Genomic DNA, 23,378 nt, shown 5'->3' on the forward strand with positions numbered 1-23,378 from the left:
GCCTGCCCTTGATTGCGGATTGGGAAGACGGCGTCAGTTGCTGCCCGGCTGGGGCACGACGCGCAGATAGGGCTTCACGGTCTTCCAGCCGCCGGGGAACTTCTCCTTGGCCGCCTCGTCGGAGACGGACGGGACGATGATCACGTCCTCGCCTTTCTCCCAGTTGACCGGGGTGGCGACGGAGAATTTGGCGGTGAGCTGCAGGCTGTCGATGACGCGCAGGATCTCGTCGAAATTGCGCCCGGTGGAGGCCGGGTAGGTCAGCGAGAGCTTGAGCTTCTTGTCGGGCCCGATCACGAAGACCGAGCGCACCGTCGTCGTGTCGGAAGCGTTCGGATGGATCATGCCGTAGAGATTGGCGACCTTCTTGTCATGGTCGGCGATCAGCGGGAAATTGAGCTGCGCGCCGGTCGCGTCCTTGATGTCCTTGACCCAGCCATCATGATTGGTGAGCTGGTCGACGGAGAGGCCGATGATCTTGACGCCGCGCTTGTCGAATTCGGGCTTGAGCTTGGCGGCCTCGCCGAGTTCGGTCGTGCAGACGGGCGTAAAGTTCTTCGGATGCGAGAACAGGACGCCCCAGCTGTCGCCGAGCCACTGGTGGAAGGAGATCGGACCTTCGGTGGTTTCGGCCTGGAAATCGGGAACGACGTCGCCGAGATTGAGTGCCATGCTGCTTTCTCCCTGATCGGAAACGGGATCGCGGGCGACGCTCAAGCGCCGGGCCGGTCCGTTGTGGAAAATTCGTTCCAAATCTAGTGCCGTCACCGGACCCTCGCAATCGCGGAATTCCGGTCGGATTTGTAAAGCGATGCTCATCACTGGCGGCATGTTGAAATTATGATCCAGCAGGTGGGCCATTGCCGCCTCATGCCGGAAAATTCATCCAGATGCCGGCGCCGCGGCGCGGCTCGTAGATGACGAATGAATCGTTAACGCGGATGCGGCATGATGGCGGCGGGCCGGGACGATATGAGGTGAAACGAATGCTCGCGCGCAGCATGGGAGCATTGCTGGCTGGCTTGCTGATCGCGGGGCCGGCCATGGCGGAAACGGTCGATACGACGCCGGCCAAGATCCTGTTTTCGCAGATGAACACGCCGATCCCGCTGGAAGCGCGGTCGATCGGCTCCTATGCCAAGGGCTGCCTTGCCGGCGCCGTGGCGCTGCCGGTCAGCGGACCGGACTGGCAGGCGATGCGCCTGTCTCGCAACCGCTATTGGGGCACGCCGGAGCTCATCGCCTTCACGGAGAGCCTCGCCGCGCAGTCGAAGACGCTCGACAAATGGCCGGGGCTGCTCGTCGGCGACATGGGCCAGCCGCGCGGCGGCCCGGCGCTCACCGGCCATGCGAGCCATCAGATCGGGCTCGATGTCGACATCTGGCTGACGCCGATGCCGAAGCGCACGCTCTCGGCCGACGAGCGCGAGACCATGGCGCCGGTCAACATGGTCAATGAGAAGGCGCGCACGATCAATGCGGCCGGCTGGACGAGCGGCCAGTTCAAGCTGATCCGTCGCGCGGCGCTCGACCCGCAGGTGGCGCGCATCTTCGTCAATGCGGCGATCAAGAAGCAGCTCTGCGTCAGCGCCGGCGCCGACCGCGCCTGGCTCGGCAAGGTGCGGCCCTGGTGGGGCCACACCTATCACATGCATGTGCGGCTCGATTGCCCGGCCAATATGGCGAGCTGCGTGCCGCAAAAGGCGCCGCCGCCCGGCGATGGCTGCGGCGCGGAGCTCGACGCCTGGCTGCAGCCGCCCAAGCCCGTGAAGCCGTCGAAGCCGACCAAGCCGGCCGTGAAGCCGCGCCCGATTATGCTCTCCGACCTGCCGCCGGCCTGCCGTCAGGTGCTCCTCGGCGCGCCGCCCGGCATCAAGCCGGAGCCCTCCGTGCTGGTCGCCAGCCCGGCCGCGGCGCGTGCGCCGGCCCAGGCGGCCGACGCCGCGCTCGACGATACGACCGAGAATCCGGTCGACGCGGCCGTGCCGCCCGAAAGGACGAACGGCTCGCTCTATTGAGCCGTCACGTTCACGGCGAGACCCAGTGGCGCATGGTCGGCCAGCTGCGCTGATACTGGCCGACGATCGGGATGTCGGCGCCGAGCTCGGCGGCGGCGCGCCAGGGCCAGCGCGGATCGGCGAGGATGGCGCGGGCGAGCGCCACCATGTCGGTCCGGTCTTCGGCGATCAGGCGTTCGGCCTCCGCCGGACGCGTGATCAGCCCGACGGCGCGGGTGGCGATCCCGGCGCGGCGATGGATCGCCTCGGCCAGATGCGCCTGGTAGAGCGGCTTCACCCTGATGTCGGCGCCATGCGCATTGCCGCCGGACGAGGCGCAGATATAGACCGCGCCGGCCTCCTTGAGCGCGCTCGCGACCTCGACAGCCTCGTCGATCTCGAAGCCGCCCTCGGTCCATTCGCTCGCGGACAGGCGGACGCCGACGAACATGCGCGGCGGCAGCGCCGCGCGCACCGCCTTGGTCACCTCGAGGACGAGGCGCATGCGGTTCTCGAGACTGCCGCCATAGCGGTCCGTGCGCTTGTTGGAGAGCGGCGACAGGAACTCGTGCAGCAGATAGCCATGCGCGCCATGGATCTCGACGAAATCGAGGCCCGCCCGCTCGGCCCGCTGCGCGGCCTGAACGAAATGGCCGATCACCGCCTCGATGCCGGCCTCGTCGAGCGCTTCGGGCACATGCCAGCCGGGCGCGAAGGGGATCGCCGAGGGGCCGACGGTCTGCCAGGGATCCTGATCCTTGCCGAGCGGCCCGCCGCCGAGCCAGGGCACCTGCGTCGATGCCTTGCGGCCGGCATGGGCGAGCTGGATGCCGAAAACGGTACCGGGCGCGGCGAAGCGGCGCGCGACAGCGAGCTTCGCGGCGACCGCCGCCTCGTTGGCATCGGAATAGAGGCCGACGCAGCGATGCGAGATGCGCCCGCGCCGCTCGACGCCCGTGGCCTCGAAGGTGATCATGGCCGCGCCGGAGATCGCAAGCTGCGTCCAGTGCTGGATGTGCCAATCCGACGGCGAGCCGTCATCGGAGGAATACATGCACATCGGCGCGACCGCGATGCGGTTCGGCAGCGTCACCGGGCCGAGCGTGATGGGCGAGAACAGGGACGAGGTCATGGGAAGTCCGTGGTGGCTTGGAGGAGGGGGGGCGAGCGTGGGGGCAGGATAGCGCCGGCGGCGGGCGTAGGCTTTCGGGATGGAACGGAGCGTTCAGCCTGAGGCGACGCGCCACCAGCCGGCGATCGCGCGGCGCGGGCGATTGGTGGGCAGCACCTCGTGCGGGATCTCCTCCGACAGCATGAGCGCGACCCGTCCGGCGCGGGGCAGGACGTCCAGCGCCGGCGGGCCGACATCGTCCGGCGCGCGCCAGATCCTGAGCGCGCCGCCATCTTCCGCCTGCCAGTCGGGATCGAGATAGGTCGTGAACGAGATCACGCGGTTGCGGGCGCCCGCAAGGCTGTCGAGATGGCGGCGGTAGAAGCCGCCGACGGGATAGCTGATGAAATTGCACTCGAAATGGAAGAGGCCGAGGAACAGGCGGCCATTGATCGCGATGCGGATCGTCTCGGCGAGCGCGAGGAGATCGGCCTCGGCGGCGTCGCTTTCGTCGAGCCAGCGGATCGCGGCCCGGCGGATGCTGCGATCGACCTGACGCTCCCCCTCGCGGCCGAGGCCGGCCGTCGCGAGCGCGTCGGCCGCCTGCAGATTGTCCAGCCGCTCCGCCAGCCGGCGCACCAGCGCCGGCGGCACGAAATCGTCGACGACGGCAAAGCCATCCTCCGAAAGGCGCTCGATGGCTGCGGCGAGATCATTATTCACATCCGCCGCAGCCATGATCGTCATCCTCAGGCGGCCGCGACGCCGGCGCCGATCGGGCAGGCGACGCCCGTGCCGCCGAGCCCGCAATAGCCGTTCGGGTTCTTGGCGAGATATTGCTGGTGATAGTCCTCGGCGAAATAGAACGGCGGGCGGTCGACGATCTCGGTCGTGATCGCGCCGAAGCCGCGCTTGGCGAGCTCGTCCTCATAGGCGTCGCGCACGCGCTCAGCCGTCGCCCGCTGCGCGGCATCGGCGACATAAATGCCGGAGCGGTACTGCGTGCCGACATCATTGCCCTGGCGCATGCCCTGCGTCGGATCATGGCTCTCGAAGAAGCGCTTCACCAGCGCCTCATAAGAGACGACTTTCGGGTCGAACACGACGAGCACCACCTCATTGTGGCCCGTCAGGCCCGAGCAGACCTCCTCATAGGTCGGGTTCGGCGTCTCGCCGCCGGCATAGCCGACGGCAGTCACCACGACGCCGGCCTCGGTCCAGAAGCGGCGCTCTGCGCCCCAGAAGCAGCCGAGGCCGAACAGCGCCGTCTCGAGGCCGCTCGCATAGGGGCCGGCGAGGGCGCGGCCGTTCACGAAATGAAGGCTCGGCTCGGTGATGGGCGTCGAACGGCCCGGCAGCGCCGCGCCGGGGGCGGGCATGCGCGCCTTGCGGGCGAAGATATCGAGGATGTTCATGGGCGGTCTCCTTGGGGTCGGAGGAAATTCAGGCGACGGCGGCGCGGAAGGGCAGGGGTCGGCCGGCGATCAGCAAGAGCGCGCCGAGCGCCGCCAGAACCAGCCAGACCGGCCACGAGAGAAAGAACTGGATCACGGGATACCAGACCCAGCTGCCGACATGGACCTCGATCTGGCTCGCGACGGCAGCCTGCGCCGCGGCGAGGCTGTCGGGATCGAAGGCAAACCAGGCCTGGCCGAGAGGGGTATAGGTCAGCGTCGAGGCGGCGATGGATTTGGAGCCGTCGACGACGAGCGCGATCACCGCGCCGGCCAAGGCGAAAAGACCCGCGAGCCGAACGAGGAAGCGGAACATGGCGATCCTTTCGCCCAGAAGGCTGAGTTTTCCGGATGGAGCATAAATAGGATCAGAGGCCCGGTTCGGCAATCGCCTGTGCGCACAGCGGCCTGCGAGCCGGCGAAGCAGCGCGACGGCCTTGCGTGGCAGGCGCGCTTCGTGATAGCGCAACGCTCGTTCGCGAGCCGGCCCGCCGGCGCATTGCTCGACCATGTTCCGGAGTTCTCCGGCCGGCCCGGCAAAAGCGGATCAGCGGGCACGTTCCCGCACGACGGAGGGGTGGCCGAGTGGTTGAAGGCGCACGCCTGGAAAGTGTGTATACGGGAAACCGTATCGCGGGTTCGAATCCCGCTCCCTCCGCCACCTATTAACCTATTGATATTGTTATACTTTTCGGCCTTCAGCCCCGCCAATTCGCCCGTCATTCCGGGGGCTTGCGAGGCCGGGGATTTGGCCCCCGTCGGCAGAGACACCTTCCGCCCCGATTCCCGGCCGCTCTAGCGCCCGCGTCTCCGTCGCCACCTTCCGCAGTACGGTTCGCGAGCGACGCGGGACCAAGGGTTTGCGGACTGCGCGCGAAGCAGTCGGTGACGCCGGAGACTGGGCTTGATGACGAGAGAGCCTCGGCTCGATGCAGGGACTGTCCTCACCCTTGCCTGGGCTTTTGCGGGCGCAGAAGTCGAGAGGCTGATCGTCGAAAACTGGGCCCGCGACCCGCAGCGGGATCGTCTCACCTGGGCCGCCTTCGACCACGCACTCGTCTGGACCCCGCGCATGATCGAAGTCGCCAAGCAGATCATCGAACGTACGACCATTCACGCTCACGACCTCGAATATGCGGTAAGCGCGATCGGCACCACACAACCCGACGTAGCGATCGGGCTCCTCGAAGCGATCCTCAGAAAGGAACTGCGCGCCGCAAAAGAGGAGTCGGCCAAGCGGGTCGCCGCGGCGCCGCAGGGCGATGGCGACGAATACTGGAAGTGGCGTATCGCAGCGTCCCCCAGAGAGCCGATCACCGACGTCGTGGAGCGCGAAAATGTGTGGGACACGCTAGAAGCGCTCGCGGCGGCTCGGCCCGAGCCTTTCCTCGATGCCCTTTGGCCGTGGTTCACGGAGGCGATGAGCGCGCTTGCCGACCTTGAGAGCGACAGGGAGGGCGACCCTGTCAACTATTTCGTCCGCTACACGCTGGACTTCAAGTTTGCCGAGGAGGACGCCGGCCGCGATCGCTCTGGTCCCCCGATCCTTGGCGCTATTCGCGTCGCCCTCGAGACCCTGGCACGAAGTGATGCGGAGCGGTTTCTTGCTTGGCTGGCCGCACATGAAAGCGAAGAGTTTGCGCCAGCCCAGCGGCTCTTCGCTCACGTACTGTCGCTCTCTCCGCAAGACTATGCGGAGCGCGCGCACCGTTTCCTCACGGGCGACCAGCGGCGGTTCCTGCTCGGAAACCATGAGGACCGCTCAGGCACAAGCAAGCGGCTGGTCGCCGCAAGCAGCCCGAACTGGTCCGATGCTGAGATCGCCGCTTTCGTCGCACTGATCAACGCCTATGCGCCGCCGCCCTATCCAAACCTGGACGCGGAAGGCCGCCGACACTTCCAGGACACGGTTCGCATAATCCGACTGGGCCTTTTGTCCGCGCTGCCCGCCGACCGCCTGCCGGCCGAGAGCCGTCGACTTGTGCTTGAAGAACAGCGGCGGTTCCCGAGATCGGATCGTGGTGTGCGTCGACAGGGCGCGTCGTGGATAGGCTCGCCGATCTCGGCAGAGCAGCTCAGAAAGGCACGGGACGAGGACATCATCAATGCCTTCCGCGAGGTGCCTGACAAATATGACTGGGACCACCCCAACCGCATGATTGAGGGGGGCAATATCCAGCTCTCGCGCGCATTTGCGGAGTTCGCAAAGACCGACCCGCAACGGGCCGCCCGCCTTATCCGCGGCTTCGAGCCGAGTTTCGGGACGCGTGGCCGAGGAGCACGACCGCGTACTTGACCTTCTGACCCGGGCCAACGCGCGAGGCGAAAGCGAGGCGATCTGGCAGGCACTGCTGCACTGGCTCCGCTATCTGAAGCCTACCGACGGCACCGTGATGGAGCAGTTCCTGGAGGCGCTGCTAGACCAGTTTCCGGACCTGCTGCGCAGTGACGAGCTCGCCGAACTCTTTGCCTACCTGCACTGGCGGTATCCCGACTTCGTCCGCCGGTACATCGAGGCATGGGCATCGGCTGGCGACGATTATTTCGAGCAGCTGGCCGGCGAACTCGCCACGTTGATCGCGTTCGTTCGTCCGGAATTGCCCTGGGCGTCCCCGCTGCTTGAAGCCATTATCTTTGACAGAGGCACGGCATGGACTCGCCTCGGCGCCATCAACACCGCGGTGAACCTCTTCCCGAACGCCCAGTATCGTGAGCGGGCGTCCAAGCTGCTGGTCCGCATCATCCCATTGGTTCGCGGGCAGGCTTGGCGCAACCTCTTCGATCTCTTCCGCATCGTCGATGAGATATCGCCTGAACCGGCCTGGATCGCACTGCTCAGAGCTATCGAGGCGAACCTGTCTCAGGCTTCGGAAGTTGACGCGACATTCGTCGTTGACCGCCTCGCGTCATTACTCCCGCACGAGGCGACGCTTGTTGCCCGAATAGCCAAGCGCTTAATCGAGGCCTGGAGCAACGAATTGGGCGACATCTCGACCAGCACTGCCGGCTCGGCGGCCGAACTGGTGGATCTAGCGATCACGTTGCATCGCCTCGGAGATGAAACGCGTGAGATCGGTCTCGACCTCTTTGAGCGACTTGTCGAAATCCAAGCCTATACGGCAAGAGAGACGCTGGAGCAGATCGACAATCGCTTCCGATCTCGGCGACTGCAGCGACGCCAGCGGCTGCCGCGGCGTCGCCGGGGGGCAAATGGGCCGAACAGCGCGCCCGACAAGCGGCCGGACACCAATAAGCATTGATGTGGCGCAAGGTGTCGACTTCACCCAAACATTAACAACTGACGCGCCTCAAGAGCGGCGTGAACAAGTTGATCAAGTCGCTATCGTCGAAGGGGTTCTTGTCGTCCCGCTTCTGGGCAAAGGCCGGGGCCTCGGCGCTTTCGGCTTTGTCAGCAACCTCGATTTTGCGCTCGCTGACGGCATCGGTCGCCCTTGCGATCTGCGCCTTCGAAAGGCCCGCACGGGGTGCCAACCGGGTCAACGTGTTGAGATACTCGTCGAGGGTGCTCTCCGAATCCATGTCCGAGATGCGTTGGTAGATCTCGGCGAACTCGTCCGCGATCAGCTGGTTCATGGCAGTGCAGATATCGGGTCCGAGATGGGTTTGGTTTTCCTCGATGGCGTCCGACAGCTTCTCGATATCGTCGGAGGAAACGCCGGACTTCAGCATCCTGAGCAGTCCGGCTTCGATCAACTGGGCTAATTCCTCGGCCGCCGGGAATTCGTCGAAATAGTCGCCGTCGCGCAGCTGCCTGATCAGTTCGATTGCCGGCTCGCTATCGCGCCATGAATTCCAACCGTCCGGCGGCGAGCTTGCCAGAGCGAGCGCGGCTGCGATCAGCCTCGGCTCCTTGCAATGGTTCCACCAATCCAAGATCAGCTTGAGGCGGCTGGCATTTGAGCCGTCGGCTATAACCATGCTGCGCGGATCCGCTTTGTAGCGCTTCCAGGTCGGCCAGTTTTGGAAGGCCTCCGCGACACTGACGAACGACGCCGCCAGCTCTGGATTGAGCGAGCCCAAGGTGGCACCGCGCTGACCCTGTCGCCATACGGCTTCAGCCCAGTCCGACCGGCGTGAGGTGCCGGCGAACCCACGCAACAGAACCTGGTCGTCGAGGTATTCGGTCAGATAATCGCGGAAGGACGGGTTGATGAAGGAGAGGCGATCGCCGCTGACGGCGATGAAGCCCCCCTCCAAAATGCGGACCGCTTCTTCGAAATCCTTCGGATCCCGCGGCAGACCGTAGCGATTGCAGAGCGCATGGTGGAGTGCGTCATAGGAGACGCGGGCGTTGTCGATGTCATCGCCATATTCGGAACAGAAGAAAAGTGCGAAGAGCAGGTGCCGGCAACGATCGTCGATATGGGTGCGGAAGGCGGTGTCCCAAAGACCCTTCGGATTCCGCAGGCCCTCTAGGAAGGCGGCGGGGTAGTCGGCCGCAGAGAGTGCGCCGATATGGAAACGGTCGGTCATCCATTCGATGACGCGCGGATTGTAGTTCTTGTGATCGACAATGTCGGCGAGCTTACCACTCTCGATCAGCGCCCGGATATGCTCGACCGGGGTCTCGGCGACGAGCAAATGGTTGTAGAGGATGCGGGCGCGGATGCGACGCGTATATATTCCGACGTCAAGTATGTATTTGGAGACGTCCAGCCTTTGGTCGGCGAGATACTCCGAGACACGCCTCGCCTCTTCCAGGATGTAGGCGCGGGTCGTCAAAATGAAACGCGCGTTCGCGCTACTTCTCACCCGCTTGATGAAGCGGGCTAGGTCACTGTCCTTCATCGACAAGGCATGCTTGTCGAGCGCCACCCGGCCGAGAAAGTCGTCAAAGAGAAAAACCTGCTTCTTCGCGTCGTTGAGCGAGGCGAAGCCGTCATCAAGGCTGCGGATTGGGACCAGTTCCCAGCCTTCTGCGAGATAGGCATAGGAGAGCATCTCGGCGAGCGTGGTTTTGCCGACGCCTGCCGGCCCCGAGACGATCAAGACATGCTGGTCTTCGAGCTTGGCGGCCGACTCCGAGAAGCTTGGGTTTTGGGCATAGACGCGAACCTTGGCCTCAATCTCGTCGCGCGCAATGGCGGCGAAGGTGTGGGCAGCGGCGTTGACGACGCGGTCAAGAACAGCGGCGCTCGACAGCCAAAGTTTAATGTGGGCCTTCTCGAGATCGGGATAGTCCCGCAGCAGCTTGTTCAGATCATCCGGGCCGAAGATGTCGGCCTCGCTTTTTAGGCTCGGCCCGATGAGCGCGGCAAGCTCGGCCTTCGTTTTGTGGGTGAGCTGGCGCGAGGTTGCCAGCAGATAACGCGCCGGATCGAGGGTATCGATCGATGTCCTCTCCTTCTTCATCACGGCCTGGAGCTGCGCCGCGCTCGAACCCGCATAGTGCTTGGCCTGCAGGATCACAGCCCCCTCGGCCGACGAGTGCCTTCCATCCATGCCACCATCGGGCCCGGTGCAAAATGCTTCGAAACGCAGACCGAGCAGGCGACCGATCAGATCGCGGGCGAGGTCTTCGAAGTCGGCATCGGAGAGCGTCTTGAAGTCATAACTCATTGTACGCTCATACCGTCTCCGGCTGTCGCGCAGGCCCACCTTCAGTCGGGGTCTCAAGTGTTGACGCTGGCTCAGGAGCAGACGCGTCAGGTTCAGGCACGGATGTTGGCACTGCAACTGGAGCCGGCTGCGCTGCCTGCGGGGGCTCGGCCGGCTTGCAATGGGTGCGCAAATCCTTCAGATGGTCGGCGTCTACCTTTTCGAAGAGATGGATCAAAGCCAGGGTGGCGTCTCTGCTCTCCTCGACGGTCATCGACGACTGCGCGATCAAATCGTCGAGATTGTCGGAGTGCGACTCGACCTGGCTCAGCCTTTCGATAGCGCGAAGACGATCGGGATCGATGCCGTCGTGCCTGTCCCCGATCGTCTTGAGCTTGTCGCTGACATTGCCGCTGCGCGGCACCTTGAAGGCGAGGAAGACCTCGAGCACTCGGCGCAGCACGTTCGGCATCATGAAAGCGTAGTCGGAATGTCCGACGCCCGCCTTCTCGAACTCGAGCACCTTCTGGAAGAGGTAGTGATATTCGGAATCGAACTCGCGCAGCTGCTTCGGCAGCTCGATCAGGGTAGCGGTTCGCGCCGCCTTCCCTTCCGGCACGGCAACGTCGATGAAGAGTAACCTGGCCGTCGGCGGCTTGTCCGGTTCCACCTTTGCCCACCCTTTCCAGGCCTTCTTGAACTCGTTCATGCAGGGCTGGTTGTGGGTGAAGACGAAGAGCTGGCCAACCTTGGCCAGGCGGTTTAGCAGCAGCGCACTGGCGTAGTTCATCGCCTTGGTGTCGAGGCTTGAGACAGGGTCGTCGATGACGACGATCAGGTCTTTGATTTTCCGGTCTTCGGAGGAGAGGGTCGAGAGAAAGTAGCAGATGGCAATCGCCGTCTTCTCGCCCTCGCTCGGCGCGCCGCGGACAAGGGCGCCGAGGCGATGCAACTCGTAGCCCTTGGCGACGGGGACGATCGTCAACTCGGCATGGCCCAGATAGGATTTGACGAGGGCGTTGATCCTGTCGGCTGCCGGCCCATGCTGCTGCACCTGGGCGCGCAGCGTGTCGATGTCGGCCATCAGCTGATAGGCCGCGTCGCTCGCCGTCGTGGCTTTGGTAGTTGCCTCCTTGATACCGGCGACATGGGCTTTGAAGGCCTCGTCGGTTTCTGCGACATAGTGTTTGCGGATGGCCTCGCGCGCCTTCTTTTGATGCTCGTTGAAACTGTCGACCATCGCCGCATGCTGGTCGCAGATCGCGTTGACTGCCTTGCAGCTCACCTCGAGGGCGCGGATCTGGTCTTCCATCTCAGCGAGTGGAGGCAGCGACACTGCGACAGGCGTTGTCGGCATGGCTTCTCGCGCCCGTAGTGCTTGAAGAGCGGTGTCGAGCAGCGAGAGCGCAGCGGCCAGCGCCTTCGATAAGTTGGCGGCAGCGGCTTCGAAGGGCGGCTGAAACTCGGCCGACAGCTGGGCTGCCGCCGGCACGGCGGCGATCGCTATGTCGAGCAGAGCCGAGATCTCCGCCCCAGCTTTGGCGGCCTCCTGCACTGAGGCGATAAAGCCGCTGACCTTGTCGTCGAAGGCGCTGGCGAGAAGGTCTAGACGAGCTGCCGACACCTCGTTCCCGCAATAGAGGCAGGTATTGATGTCATGCCCGGTGTGATACTCAAGGCCGTGTTTGACCCACTGGACCATAGTCGGGTGGGCGTCGAGCCCTTCGACAACGACGCTGCCGATCGATTTGGGGCAGAGATCAGCTGCGGCCTCAAGACAAACGAGCAAGCCAGCGAGCGGAACATCGACTAGCTTGACCTTGGCGGGCGCTTCGGAGCGCGCGCAGGTAGCCGTTGCCGCCTCGAGATCGCTCTCGCTGAGGAGATCCCCCTCTACGGCGCCTACCTTGACGTCATTGTTGAACTGAGTGGCCTCATAGCGCTGGGCCTGGCGCAGCCGGCCGGAGATTTCGTGCGCCGTCGTCTTCTTGTACTCGCCGAAAGCCTTCTCGCGCTCGCCTTGGATCTTGGCTTCGCTGGCCTTCAAAGCGAGGGCCGCAGGCAGCTTGCCTTCTGTCACTTTGAGCTTCTCGGCTGCATCGCTCTGGTCAGCGCCGATGGTGAAGATCGGGCTAGCCTGGCCCTCGGCCCAACGCAGGTTGGTCTCGACAAAGTCCTGGTTGAAGACGCAGACGCGCTTCTCAAGGCCGGTGAGAGACTTGGGGCAAGAATATTTGGCCCCGTCATCCATCTCAATTTCGAAGGTGCAGGCATCTGGAAGACGCTGGTGCAGAGCGCCTTGCTGCAGCGACGCAAAAATGCGTGAGAGCGTGCTCTTGCCGCAGCCGTTGAAGCCATAGATCAGATTGAAGCGCCTGAATTCGACGGAGGGCGTAGATGCATTTCGCTCGGCGAGAACGGTGGCTCCTCTGAGCTGGCGAATATTCTTGATGATCGCCATGGTTCCCCCGGCTCCCGACTGTAAAGGCTATTTTGGCTAGAACGTCAGTATAGCCGAACATTACTCTGAGCAATCTTAAGCTGCAAAGCGTAGCTTGCTGAGACCGATGCACCCCAGTGCAAGAGTGAAACGTTGTGGTTCCGCCGGACAGACTTGAACCTACACGAGCCCCTATGCCCTCCGGAAACTAACTCGGTCTCTGCAGATCATCGTCCAAGGTGGTTGGCCGCACACGCGTGGATTTCCAATCAGACCGAAGGCAGACATTCCGAATGCCCACAACAGGTCGGTTTTGGACCCTATGATCCTTCGACGACATGTCCGCTTCTCGCTTAAGTTCCCCGATAGCGGACTGTCCGAAACCGGCCCCATACCGGACGCCCTGATACCGACTTGGCAAGGTCAGCTGCCGGCGTATACCAGAACTCTATGGATGGCTCTGCGCCTGCGGTGTGCCCCGCTCCGTGCATTCGGCCGCCAAGGTCGCATGAGATTCAGCATTATAGTTCACGGTTTTGACTGGGTCCGTGCAACTGTCCGGGATTGCTAGAGAACAGTCATCGCCAGCAAGAACGAGCCCATTGCGTCCTGACGAACGAAGTTGGCGAGCAAACTATCTCGCCGCGAAATCGCCGCTATTGAGGCTCGCGTCGAACAACCGTCCGGCCAGCGTCTCGATCCGGTCGCGCCAGGCGAGACGATCGAGGAAACCTACCGGTATCGCGGCCGCGCCGCAGAGCGCCCCGGCAAGCTGGCCGGTGATCGCAGCGGTCGTGTCCGCATCGACGCCGAGATTGGCGGCGGTCAGCACGGCGGACCGGAAGTCGCTCGTCCGCCCCACCGACCAGAGCGACGCTTCCAGGGAATGCGCGACATAGCCGGAAGACCAGACGAGCCGTCGGAGGCGGCCGCGCCACGAACCGCCGACGATTCGCGCGATAGCACCGGCGTAACCTTCACCGCGAGGGCTCAAGACTTGCGAGCGCGGTCGCCCTTCGATGGCGTCCGCGAGGATCTCCGCATAGGCGACACAGGCATCGATCGCCTCCGGCGCGCCATGCGTGGTCCGGCTCTGCCGAGCGGCGGCATCCCGGAGCGCAACACGGTCGCTCCAGTGGCGAACAACGATTGGCGCGAGCCGCATCAGCGATCCGTTGCCGGCCGTACGGGGATCGGTGGAGCCGGGAAAGAGCTCACCCGTTGCCTCCCACCGCTGCAGCGCATAGGCGGTCGTGCCGCCGATGTCGAAACAGGTGCCGGTGCAGGAATAGGTTCCGTTCCGATACCAGTCGGTGAAGCGGGTGAGCAGATCTGCCTCGTCCAGCCCGCCGCATTCGACAAGGCTGCTGGCGAGCGCCAGCGCCATGGCGGTATCATCCGTCCATTCGCCGGGCTTGAGGTCGAACGGCCCGCCGCCGACCATGTCGTCAAGCGGCTCATAGCTGTCGCGCGTCTCGAACTCGAGCGTTGTGCCGATCGCGTCGCCGACGGCCAAGCCCAGCATGGCACCGATCGCCCGATCCCGGATCGCAGCGAGGCTGGTGTCGGGCTCGGGTTCGGGGATCGCGCGTCCCGCCAGGACGTGACACTGCCACGCGCCAACCTCGATCGCACCCGGCCATAGACGCTCCACCTTGTCGATCGCGATGTCGCTTTCGTGACCAAGCTCGACCAACAGTCGCGCTGCGATCAAGCCTGCATGTGCAAAGCCATCGTCATGGTGGACAACGACATCGAACCCGCTGCGAAGGCGGGCGCGGAGGCCTTCGCCATGGAGTTTCCAAAGGATCTCGAACGCGGAGCCCGGTGCAGGGAGATCGGGGACGGGTAGTTGCAGCCCTTCCATGTGACGGCGCCTGACGGCGGCGGCCCAATCCGACGCGTCGGCAGGACCTCGATCGGAGGCGTCGACCAGCGACACCACGACGCCGGCGCCCCAGTCGCGCATCGCATCCAATGCCGTTGCGAGATCCGTGCCGGATGTCTCCTGGCGCACGGGTTGTCCTGCCGCTCCGGGGGAGATGACGATCCCAATCCGGCCGAGCCCCGCGCCAACACACACGGCTTCCATCCGAGGCGACGGACTCTCATTCCTCCCCATCATGATCGGCATTCCCTGCATGTCTGCACATCCTGCGATTTCGGCGAATCCTGTCGCGGCGCGGCGACGGGGTGGCGCCACGGATGAAGGCTTGCTTCGCTCCGGAAGTCCACGGCTTGGTTCCATAGGGAGACCAACGTCTGCGCACGCAGATCGGTCCGGAGCAGAGGCGAGAGGACACGGCGACGCCATCTGGCTCGCGGATGGCCATCGTGTCTCGGCTATCCGAAGCGGATCCCATGCTTGTCGAAGATGTCGAGTGTGGCGTCATCCGGCTTGCCGCGGCCCCAGGCCCTCATGTCGATGTTGTTCGCGGTCGCGGCGGCGGCGAGGTCAATCAGGAAGGCGAGGCGGTTTCGGGTGGTGCTAAGATTCGGCATGACCGTGCCCCGCGGCATGGGCTTGCCGAGCTTATGCCAGGCCTGATGCAAGGCCTTCAGGAGCCGCCGCTTCGGCCAGTCCTCGTACGTCATCAACCGTACGGCAATCTGAGCATCGGAAAGCCGCAGCCGTGGTGGGATGGCCTGTTGCAGAGCGGAGAACATCAGCAAGGCAGAGCCAGGCTCCTTGAGAGGCGTGCCGTCGAGGCGGTGGGTGGAGCGATGGTCGAGCGCGTCCTGCATCAGCAGCGTCTCGCACAAGGCGATCATCTCCTCCATCTGGGCCTCACTCTCTTCATCGAAGGGACCGACGAGTCGCACTCCCTTTATGGAGTCGATGATGACATCGTCGGGGTGCGGCAGGAGATGCGGCGGCGGCTCGCCCTTGGCTGCGGCTCTGGCGAGTTCGGTCTCCTTTTCCGCCTTGTAGCGGGCCCAATAGTCGTTGCGGGCTATAGTTTCGCGGGCCTTCATCTGGTCAGCTGTCCGCATCAAATCCATGGCGAGCCCCTGCGAGCGGGCATTGCCCTTCGCGCCGTTCGTGAAGATCGCCTGGACCATGGCTTCCCGCATCGGTACCTGGGTGACGCGGTCGCCCTCACGGATCGTCACCGGTTTCGCGGCGATCCGCAGTACGGCCTCCAGCGCGGGTTGATCGGCGAGCGTCAGATCCGGTGGCGCGCCGCGTGGCCGTCCCCTCGGATTGCCGGATTGGCCCGGCTGGAACTGGCTGTGCTTCGGCGGTCGCTTGTAGCCGACACCCTGCAGCAACTCGTCGCGCATGGCGCCCGCCGTCTCCGGCTGCAGATGCCCCCTGTTCGTCGGAGCCTTGTCCTTCGGATCGTCACCGCTCATCGCTTGCCTCCGCGTTTCGCGGATCGGCTGTGGGCCGCGGGCTGGGCCGCGGCTGGAACAACGCCTCTCTGCGCTGCCACCGCCTCGAAGCTGGCACTGGTCTCGGCGAGACAGGCCTGCTTGCCGGTATAGCGCTCCCAGCGGTTGATGATCGTGTCGCAATAGAGGGGATCGAACTCGAGCACGCGGGCCTGCCGTCCACAGGTCTCGGCGGCGATCAGGGTCGAGCCGGAGCCGGCGAAGAGATCGAGTACCGTCTCGCCGCGCCTTGTGCAGTCGCGGATCGCATCGGCGACCAGCGCCACCGGCTTCACCGTCGGATGCATGGCGAGTTCATCGGCGCGGTTGGCACCGAGGCTGCTGATGCCGGCATAGTCCCAGACATTGGTGCGGTAGCGCCCGGTCTCGCCGAGGCCGAAGCTATTGGTATGGGGTTCCGTTCCGACCTTGAAGACGAAGACCAGCTCATGCTTGGAGCGGTAGAAGCTGCCCATGCCGCCATTGGTCTTATTCCAGACGCACAGGTTCTTCAGTTCCGAGAACCCGGTGCTGATCAGCGACGACAACGAGATCGTTGCCGGACATGGCCGGGTGCTGGCGGCGAAGGAGCTGGGTATTGCCACTGTCCCGACGGTGAAGCTGTCGCATCTGAGTGCCGAGGAGCGGCGGGCCTATGTGCTGGCGGACAACAAGCTGGCGCTCAATGCCGGCTGGGATGCCGAGATCCTGGCGGTGGAGCTGCAGGCGTTGATCGATGTCGACTTCGACGTGACGCTGACCGGCTTCTCGCTGGCCGAGGTCGACCTGACGCTGGATCGGGCGCGAGAGGCGTCGCCGTCGACGCCGGATGCGGTCGCCGACCTCGTGCCGCCGCTGCCGGCTCAAGCGGTGACGTGGCCGGGCGATCTCTGGCAGCTCGGTGCACACCGGCTGCTGTGTGGCGATGCTCGCTCTCCGGAGGATGTGTCTCGCTTGGCAGCGGGAGAACCCATCGATCTGATCTTCACCGACCCGCCCTATAATGTGCCGATCGACGGCCACGTCTCGGGGCTGGGCTCGGTCCGACACCGCGAGTTCGCCTTCGCCTCCGGTGAGATGTCGAAGGCCGAGTTCACCGCCTTCCTGTCGCTAACCCTGTCGAATGCAGCCCGCGTTGCCAAGGACGGCGCCATCGCCTTTGTCTGCATGGACTGGCGTCACATGCGCGAGATACTCGATGCCGGCGAGGCCGCGTTGGTGAACCCAAACCGCTCAATGCTGTCGGCGATCTGCCGGACCTGTCGTCTTGAGTGTGTTCGTGCATTACCCGAATAGGGTCGCAGCGACGCGATCGGCATGACCTCGATCGAGGGGTAGGAGGCTCCCATTCTCGTCCTTCCTGACAAACTCGGACGGCCAGATCGGTCGCCACGCATGGGAACAGGATGAGAACGAATCGACAAAACACAAGTGGAAACAACGCGAACACCCGCTAACCACAGACTGCGCTTTGAAAGAGGTTCTAAGAGTTAACTAAGAGGTGTTTGAGAGATCTTGAATGGTCAAGAAGCGTCGAAAGGCCCACCGCCGACGCGCTGTGGGAGCACCCGAAGCGCCACTACCATGAAGCCATACTGCCCCCGGAGACCGAATCACCTGATTCAATGGCTGGCTGATCACCTCAAGATCGGGGCGCTTCCAAAGTGCTGTGGGCCGCCACCCGGCGTCAAACCCGAACGCAAGATACGTCGCGCAGGAGAATATCTGTCCGCCCACCGCCATTGGCAACGCGCTTTCGATAGGGCTGACGAGCATCTGCTACGGCAATCGCCAACGTGACGAACTAGAAGTTTTAAGCTCCGGATTGTCGAAAGCACATGACGCTTCACCTGCGTCTTCGCTGGAACTTTCAATCACCGATCCATCCTTACCTTCACCGCCTACGATCTGGCTCTGATCGTGGCGCCATTATTGTTGACGATCTCTTGCCCGCCGCCTCGCGTCGACGATGCTCCCGCTCCTCGGCTGAATGTTCGCTGTCCTTGCCGGTAGCATATGCTGCGGTGCGAGAAGCCGGTCGTAGTGGCGACGCGGAGCTCAGGACTTCTCCCGCGACACGAGCCGCTCGAACGCCCCGTCCATTGCCGCTGTTCGGCTGCCGAACCATGGAAAATGGCCGTAGAAGAAGGACAGTTGGCCCGCTGCCTCGTCGGCAGGCTTCCCTTCGACCACGAACTCGTAGAGCGCCGCGGCGAGGCCTGTCCGATCCGACCCGCTGTGGCAATGCACCAATATCGGCTTCTGCGCGTCTCGGAGGACCCTGACCAGTTCGGATATCAGCGCGTCATCGGGTTCGTCCTTGGCTGACATGCGGATATCGACATGAGCCGCGTCGGCAGCGGCGCTGACCTTGATTTCGTCGTCGTACCAGGGCAGCCCGTCGTTGCGGCCGCGCAGATTGACCACAGTCCGGACGTTGTAGTCGCGGATGACTTCCGTCAGATCCTCGCCGTCAAGTTGGGCCGATCGATAGAGTTGTCCCGGCGCAACGACGTGCACATTTCCGACGAGTTGGATTCCAACAGCCCACGCGCCCATGCCGATCGCCGGTGCGAGCGCCACCATCGCCGCCAAGGCAATTGCCGTACGGTGCCGACGCCAAGTGGATATTCTGATCGCCGTCATCTCACCAATTCACCGTCACCGTTCGGACCCAGACCAGCTCTCCCAACCGATTGAATCATCGGCAAGGCTTAGGCCTGAATGAGACGCGTGGCTGGACTTCCTCACCATAAAGGAAGCCCGAGTGGGTCAGCCGCTGCCGCGCCGCGAGTGGCTCCACCAATAGAGCCAGCCGAAGAGCATCAGAGCGATGGTCACGCCCAGCACGGTCCAGACGAGCGGCCCGGATGGCCAGCCAAAGGCGTCAAGCGACAGACCAATGGCTGCTCCCGGCAGGATATGCGCCGGCCCCCAGGCCAGCGCGGAGAGGACATTGGCGATATAGAAGCGACCCGGCTTCATGCCGGTGATGCCCGCGACGAGCGGCACGATGGCCCGGACCGCCGGGACGAAGCGGCCGAGGAAGACGCTCTTCGCTCCGTGGCTGCGGAAATAGGCCTCCCCGGACAGGAGCAGACCCGGCCGCCGGTCGAACGGCCAAAATGTGCGGATGTGATCCTTGTAGGTGTGGCCGAGCCAATAGGAGATTCCATCGCCGACGATGGCCCCCAGGATCGCAGACAGGACGACGGGCCAAAGGCCGAGCCCGCCGAGGCCCGCGATCGAACCAACGCCGACAAGGATGGCGGTACCGGGAATGAACAGACCGACAATAGCGAGCGATTCCGCCATGGCCGTCAGAAATACCAGCGCCATTGCCCAATCGGCATGATGGCCGACGAAGCCGACGACGAGATGGATCCAGCCGCTCATCCTATCGCTCGCGCCCGCCGGTTGGCGCTCACAACGGTTACGCGAGGGGGAATCATGAGAACTCCTTGATCCTCTGGATCGCGTCGACGCCAGCGTCCCGCAGCGCATTGGCCGTTGCCAGCGATGTCGCGACCAATGAGATCAGGAACATGATCGCCAGATAGCCGAATGGCACCGAGATCGCCTCTGGTGGCGGATCGAAGACTCCCGACAGAACCTTGATCAGGATCCATGCAACCAGAAGGCCTGTCGCCGTTCCGATCAGCGCACCTGAAGCCAGAAGAATGGCTCCTTCACTCCAGATGAAGGCCGCCAGATCGCGATGTCTCGCGCCGAGCACAGTCAGAACCGCGAAACTCCGACGCCGATCGGCGAGACCGAGTGCCAGGACGAGGCCAGTCGAACCAACCACCATCAGTACTGCCAAAGTGAGTTCGAGCCGGGTCAGACCCGAAAGGTCGACGGCGGTGAGACTCGAGCCGATCAGATGGGTCGCCTCGGCAAGGCTTCTGACCTGGATGCCCGGCAATCCATCCGTGATAGCGAGCGCGGCTTTCTCGACGGCCGCCATATCGCCGGATGCACGCATCAGGATGATTTCGCGCGCCGGCAGACCCGTCATCTTCGCGATATAGGCCGCGTTGGCGACCAGAAAGCTGTCGCGCGGAGCCGTCGGGAATTCGCGCACCACGCCGATGAAGACAAAGGGGACGACATGATACTGATGGTCCGCTCCTTGAAGCCGAAGATTGAGTGTGTCGCCCAGATTGAGCTGGTAGTCGGTGACCGTCTCGTCCGAAACTAGGACACCGGCCGGCGTTTCGCTCAGCCTCCTCAGCGCGGCGGTTGCTCCACGACCTGCGAAGAAGGCATCCGACATGGTCGTCGCCGTCCCGATTGTGCCGGGATCAATGCCATAGAGATCCTGGAGATCGTTGCCGACATAGGCATAACGATGCTGCATCGCTTGAATTGCGGCGACACCGGGTATCCTGGCTAGTTCGTCGAGCTTCAATCCGGCCGGCGCAGCGCTGCTGCCGGTCACGGTGACGTCTGCGCCGTTGGTGAGTTCGGCGTCGACGCGCGCCTGCGCCTGATAGGTCGTGTTGAAGATCGCCGTGGAACTGGCGAAGGCAAAGGCAAGGGCGGTAAGAGCCACACCACTGGCGAGTCTGCGACGCTGGCGGCGGATCGAAGCCGCCACGGCTCCGGCAACCGGTCCTGCCAAGGGAGCCAGAATCCCCTCGAGTGCGGCGCGGCCCCGATCCAGACACCCGTCGACGAGTCGCAATGTCAACAGCCCGGCGCCCATCCAGAGCAGGACCGGCGCGAGAAAAGCGTTGTAGTCGACAGCCGTCGCAGCGACTCCTTCCGTCGCGAGCACAACCTGGTAGCCGGTCGACGCAGTCCGCCAGAAGATGAGGGCTGCGATGGCGAGAAGGATCGCGTCAAGCCAGACTGACCGCCAGAGTGGGCGCCGGGCCTGACCTATGGACCGTCGTGCCGAGAGGACGGACAGCGACCGCGCGGTTTGCCAAGCGGGTATCAGGATAGCGGCGATCGCCAGCGCAAAACCGACCAGCCCCGGCCCAAGCGCCCAAACGGCGCCTTCGGGCGAAAGCAGGGTAAGGCCGAACAGTAGACGCGTCAGCATCTCAGCGAGAAGCCATCCGATCACGACGCCGCCGAAACCCAAGGCGACTGCCTCTGCGGCCGCAAAGCGGAGGATCGTGGCGATTGGCGCGCCGCGTAACCGGAGCAATGATTGATCTCTCCTCCTGCGATCGCTGCCCGAAGCGGCAATGGCAATCGACAGGAGCGCCGCCAATGCAATGCCGGGAGCGCCGAGGAAAAAGAAGAGCACGCGCGCATAGAGAGCATCGCCACGCGCCGCGTCGAGCCGGGCGGCGATATTGTTGGCGAGCAGTGCGGAGCCGGCAACGCGGGATTCGAAATTATGCCCCTGCTGAAGGCTCGCGGCATAGGCGTCGTTCGGATCAGCCGGCAGTTTCGTGCGATCAAGCCCGGCATGGAGTTGCAGGCGAACACTGTCGGGGCGCGTTTCGGCTTGCGGTGCGAATAGTGCCTGCCATTCGATGAAAGGCAGAAGAATCGCGTTGTCCGGCGGCGCCTGCGGCGCGGCACCCGGCGGGACACCGATGGCCTGAAAAAAGCTGTCTGCATTCTGGAGGTCGACCACCCCCGAGACCCTCGTCGTTGCGTCCGGGAGACCCAGACGATGCAGCGTGATGGTGTCGCCGGGGCCGGCATGCAGATTGGCGGCCGTCTGCTGCAGCAATACGGCCCCGTTGAAGCTGCCTGCCAATAGCCGGGGTCCCTGCGGGAATGTCGTGAGATAACTCGGATCGAGGCCGACCACCTTGCCTTCGCCGGTCGTCTGGACCGTGCCACCGACGAACTCGAGACCGTCGATCCGTGCGTAGCCCACCGTCTTGACCGTCCGAACCGACGCGGCCTTGCCAATGGCGTCCTCGACCATCGCGGCGTCCGCGCCTGGGACAAGTTCCACCTGCCAGTCCACCGGGACGGCTTTGATGGCGCGAGCCGTCATGCTGGCGGAGCTGTCTTGCATGAACAAACCGAGCGAGGCCACCAAGGTCACGGTCATGGCGAGCCCGGCGATGAAGCCGGCGAATCGGCCGAGACGAGTTCGAAACAAGCCCAATATCCAAATGAGGGTCATGTCGTTGCAGCCGCATTGTCCAGCGTCAGAGCACCATGGTCCATGCGCCACTGGCGCTTCATCCGCGCGGCTATCTCGAGATCGTGGGTTGCCAGGATCAACGCCGCATTGGTTTCGGAGCACCAACTGAGCAGCGCGTCGATGAGAGCAGACCCCGAGGCGCGATCGAGCTGTCCGGTCGGTTCATCGGCGATGACAAGCTGTGGACGGGTTATGAGCGCTCGGACCAGAGACACACGCTGAGCCTGGCCACCCGACAATTCTTCGGGGAGTTTCCGAACGAGATCCTTAATTCCGAAACGACCGAGTGACCGGATTGCCTGGTCCGACGTGTCGCTCTGGACCCCGAGCAGCGCCAACGGAAGCATCACGTTTTCGACGACATCGAGGGATGGGACGAGGCTCTGAGACTGGAACATCATGCCGATCTTCCCTGGGCGCAGGCGCTCTCGCGGCCCGAGACCAGGCCAATCAATACTGCCGAAACTTGGAAGGTCCAGGCCGGCGGCGAGGTGCAGCAGGGAGGACTTGCCGCTCCCCGACCTGCCGATGATCGCGATGGTCTCGCCCGCGAACATCTGGAACGTCGCGGCCTTGACCGCTACGAAATCGGCCGATCCGCGTCGAAAGATCCGTCCAACCGCGGCCGCGTCTACCAGGGGCGCGTGAGGGGCTGCGCTGTTCATGCAACCAGCCTCCCATCTCTGATGGACAGGCAGCGGTTTGCAGCGCGGGCGAGAACATCGCTGTGCGTCGCCACGATGACGCAAGCGCCCGCCGAGCAATGCTGGCGCAGCACGGTGATCACGTCCTTCTCGGTCTCCGCGTCGACCTCGGCCGTCGGTTCATCGCAGATGAGGATGAAGGGTTCGGAGGCCAGCGCGACGCAGAGGCCGGCGCGGGCCGACTCTCCTCCGGAAAGCTGCGAAGGTAACGAATCCCCGAGGGCCCCTATCCCGATGCTGGCGAGGAGTTCGGGAAGCCGCGCCCGCTCCCTCTGCCCGGCAAGGCTTCGCTGCAATCGGATGTTCTGCGCGACCGTCAAATGGTCGACGAGATTTCCCATCTGCATCAGCATGCCGATATGTCGGGCGCGCAGCCGGGCTCGCGCCGCTTCCGGGCGGCGCGAGAGCCTCTGCCCCATCACGTCGACATATCCACCATCCGGCTCGTCGAGGCCGGCCAAGCACGCGAGCAAAGTCGACTTGCCGCTGCCGGACGGGCCAAGCAATGCGACGAATTCACCGGGATTGACGGCGAGATCGATCCCGCGAAGCGCCGCCGTTTCGTTGTCGCCGTCATGAAAGAAGCGATAGAGGCCAGAGGCGATCAGAGACGGCAT

General features: G+C 64.0%; 18 protein-coding genes, 1 tRNA gene and 1 pseudogene. 4 read left to right on the top strand and 16 right to left on the bottom strand.

The annotated features are described in order from the left end of the window. Positions 1–33: 33 nt before the first annotated feature. Positions 34–672 carry a peroxiredoxin gene (locus tag GGR25_RS17125; RefSeq protein ID WP_183400039.1) on the bottom strand — a complete coding sequence of 213 codons (639 nt, stop codon included), beginning with the start codon at positions 670–672 and terminating at the stop codon, positions 34–36. 314 nt (positions 673–986) lie between these two features. Here GGR25_RS17125 and mepA point away from each other — a divergent pair, with 314 nt between their 5' ends. Continuing rightward, positions 987–2,018 carry a penicillin-insensitive murein endopeptidase gene (mepA, locus tag GGR25_RS17130; protein ID WP_183400040.1) on the top strand — a complete coding sequence of 344 codons (1,032 nt, stop codon included), beginning with the start codon at positions 987–989 and terminating at the stop codon, positions 2,016–2,018. Positions 2,019–2,028: 10 nt separating this feature from the next. On the opposite strand, the gene GGR25_RS17135 is transcribed toward mepA, so the two are convergent. From GGR25_RS17135 to GGR25_RS17150, 4 genes are all read right to left on the bottom strand, one after another. Continuing rightward, on the bottom strand, positions 2,029–3,129 hold the full coding sequence (locus tag GGR25_RS17135; RefSeq protein WP_183400041.1) for an NADH:flavin oxidoreductase/NADH oxidase: 1,101 nt from the start codon (positions 3,127–3,129) through the stop codon (positions 2,029–2,031). A 93-nt stretch (positions 3,130–3,222) separates the two neighbouring features. Further along, complete coding sequence (locus GGR25_RS17140) at positions 3,223–3,846, bottom strand: 2OG-Fe(II) oxygenase (protein WP_183400042.1); 624 nt, start codon at positions 3,844–3,846, stop codon at positions 3,223–3,225. 11 nt (positions 3,847–3,857) lie between these two features. Continuing rightward, the gene (msrA, locus tag GGR25_RS17145) at positions 3,858–4,523 is read right to left on the bottom strand and encodes a peptide-methionine (S)-S-oxide reductase MsrA (protein WP_183400043.1); all 666 of its coding nucleotides are present in this window, start codon (positions 4,521–4,523) and stop codon (positions 3,858–3,860) included. Positions 4,524–4,551: 28 nt separating this feature from the next. Next, the gene (locus tag GGR25_RS17150) at positions 4,552–4,878 is read right to left on the bottom strand and encodes a hypothetical protein (protein ID WP_183400044.1); all 327 of its coding nucleotides are present in this window, start codon (positions 4,876–4,878) and stop codon (positions 4,552–4,554) included. 255 nt (positions 4,879–5,133) lie between these two features. On the opposite strand from GGR25_RS17150, the gene GGR25_RS17155 reads away from it, so the two are divergent. The 3 genes from GGR25_RS17155 (at position 5,134) to GGR25_RS17165 (ending at position 7,822) form a co-directional block, all read left to right on the top strand. Then, a tRNA-Ser gene (locus GGR25_RS17155) sits at positions 5,134–5,223 on the top strand. 243 nt (positions 5,224–5,466) lie between these two features. Continuing rightward, entirely contained in the window at positions 5,467–6,858 is a 1,392-nt protein-coding gene (locus tag GGR25_RS17160; protein ID WP_183400045.1) for a hypothetical protein, read from the top strand. Next, entirely contained in the window at positions 6,830–7,822 is a 993-nt protein-coding gene (locus GGR25_RS17165; protein ID WP_183400046.1) for a hypothetical protein, read from the top strand. Before GGR25_RS17160 ends, GGR25_RS17165 begins: the two co-directional genes overlap by 29 nt. Before the next feature lie 31 nt (positions 7,823–7,853). Here the strand turns inward: GGR25_RS17165 and GGR25_RS17170 are convergent, their stop codons facing one another. The 11 genes and pseudogenes from GGR25_RS17170 to GGR25_RS17220 form a co-directional block, all read right to left on the bottom strand. Further along, entirely contained in the window at positions 7,854–10,142 is a 2,289-nt protein-coding gene (locus GGR25_RS17170) for an ATP-binding protein (RefSeq protein WP_183400047.1), read from the bottom strand. A gap of 7 nt (positions 10,143–10,149) precedes the next feature. Further along, the gene (locus GGR25_RS17175; protein ID WP_183400048.1) at positions 10,150–12,582 is read right to left on the bottom strand and encodes an AAA family ATPase; all 2,433 of its coding nucleotides are present in this window, start codon (positions 12,580–12,582) and stop codon (positions 10,150–10,152) included. Positions 12,583–13,195: 613 nt separating this feature from the next. After that, positions 13,196–14,875, bottom strand: a complete 1,680-nt coding sequence (locus tag GGR25_RS17180; RefSeq protein ID WP_246409874.1) for an ADP-ribosylglycohydrolase family protein — start codon at positions 14,873–14,875, stop codon at positions 13,196–13,198. A gap of 29 nt (positions 14,876–14,904) precedes the next feature. Then, positions 14,905–15,918, bottom strand: coding sequence for a DUF5681 domain-containing protein (locus GGR25_RS17185; protein ID WP_183400049.1), 1,014 nt, complete (start codon positions 15,916–15,918; stop codon positions 14,905–14,907). Beyond that, entirely contained in the window at positions 15,915–16,484 is a 570-nt protein-coding gene (locus GGR25_RS17190; RefSeq protein ID WP_380147403.1) for a DNA-methyltransferase, read from the bottom strand. Before GGR25_RS17190 ends, GGR25_RS17185 begins: the two co-directional genes overlap by 4 nt. 666 nt (positions 16,485–17,150) lie before the next feature. Beyond that, positions 17,151–17,285: pseudogene (locus GGR25_RS25135) on the bottom strand (ParB N-terminal domain-containing protein); the annotation flags it as partial. A gap of 709 nt (positions 17,286–17,994) precedes the next feature. Then, complete coding sequence (locus GGR25_RS17200; RefSeq protein WP_183400051.1) at positions 17,995–18,582, bottom strand: tyrosine-protein phosphatase; 588 nt, start codon at positions 18,580–18,582, stop codon at positions 17,995–17,997. Between the two features lie 126 nt (positions 18,583–18,708). After that, positions 18,709–19,332: a DedA family protein gene (locus GGR25_RS17205; RefSeq protein ID WP_183400052.1), complete on the bottom strand. Its 624-nt coding sequence runs from the start codon at positions 19,330–19,332 to the stop codon at positions 18,709–18,711. A 52-nt stretch (positions 19,333–19,384) separates the two neighbouring features. After that, positions 19,385–22,036, bottom strand: coding sequence for an ABC transporter permease (locus GGR25_RS17210; RefSeq protein ID WP_183400053.1), 2,652 nt, complete (start codon positions 22,034–22,036; stop codon positions 19,385–19,387). After that, entirely contained in the window at positions 22,033–22,722 is a 690-nt protein-coding gene (locus GGR25_RS17215) for an ABC transporter ATP-binding protein (protein ID WP_183400054.1), read from the bottom strand. The genes GGR25_RS17210 and GGR25_RS17215 overlap by 4 nt, the downstream gene beginning before the upstream one ends. Further along, complete coding sequence (locus tag GGR25_RS17220; protein WP_183400055.1) at positions 22,719–23,378, bottom strand: ABC transporter ATP-binding protein; 660 nt, start codon at positions 23,376–23,378, stop codon at positions 22,719–22,721. Before GGR25_RS17220 ends, GGR25_RS17215 begins: the two co-directional genes overlap by 4 nt.

It is taken from the genome of Kaistia hirudinis (assembly GCF_014196455.1).
Lineage (GTDB): Bacteria > Pseudomonadota > Alphaproteobacteria > Rhizobiales > Kaistiaceae > Kaistia > Kaistia hirudinis.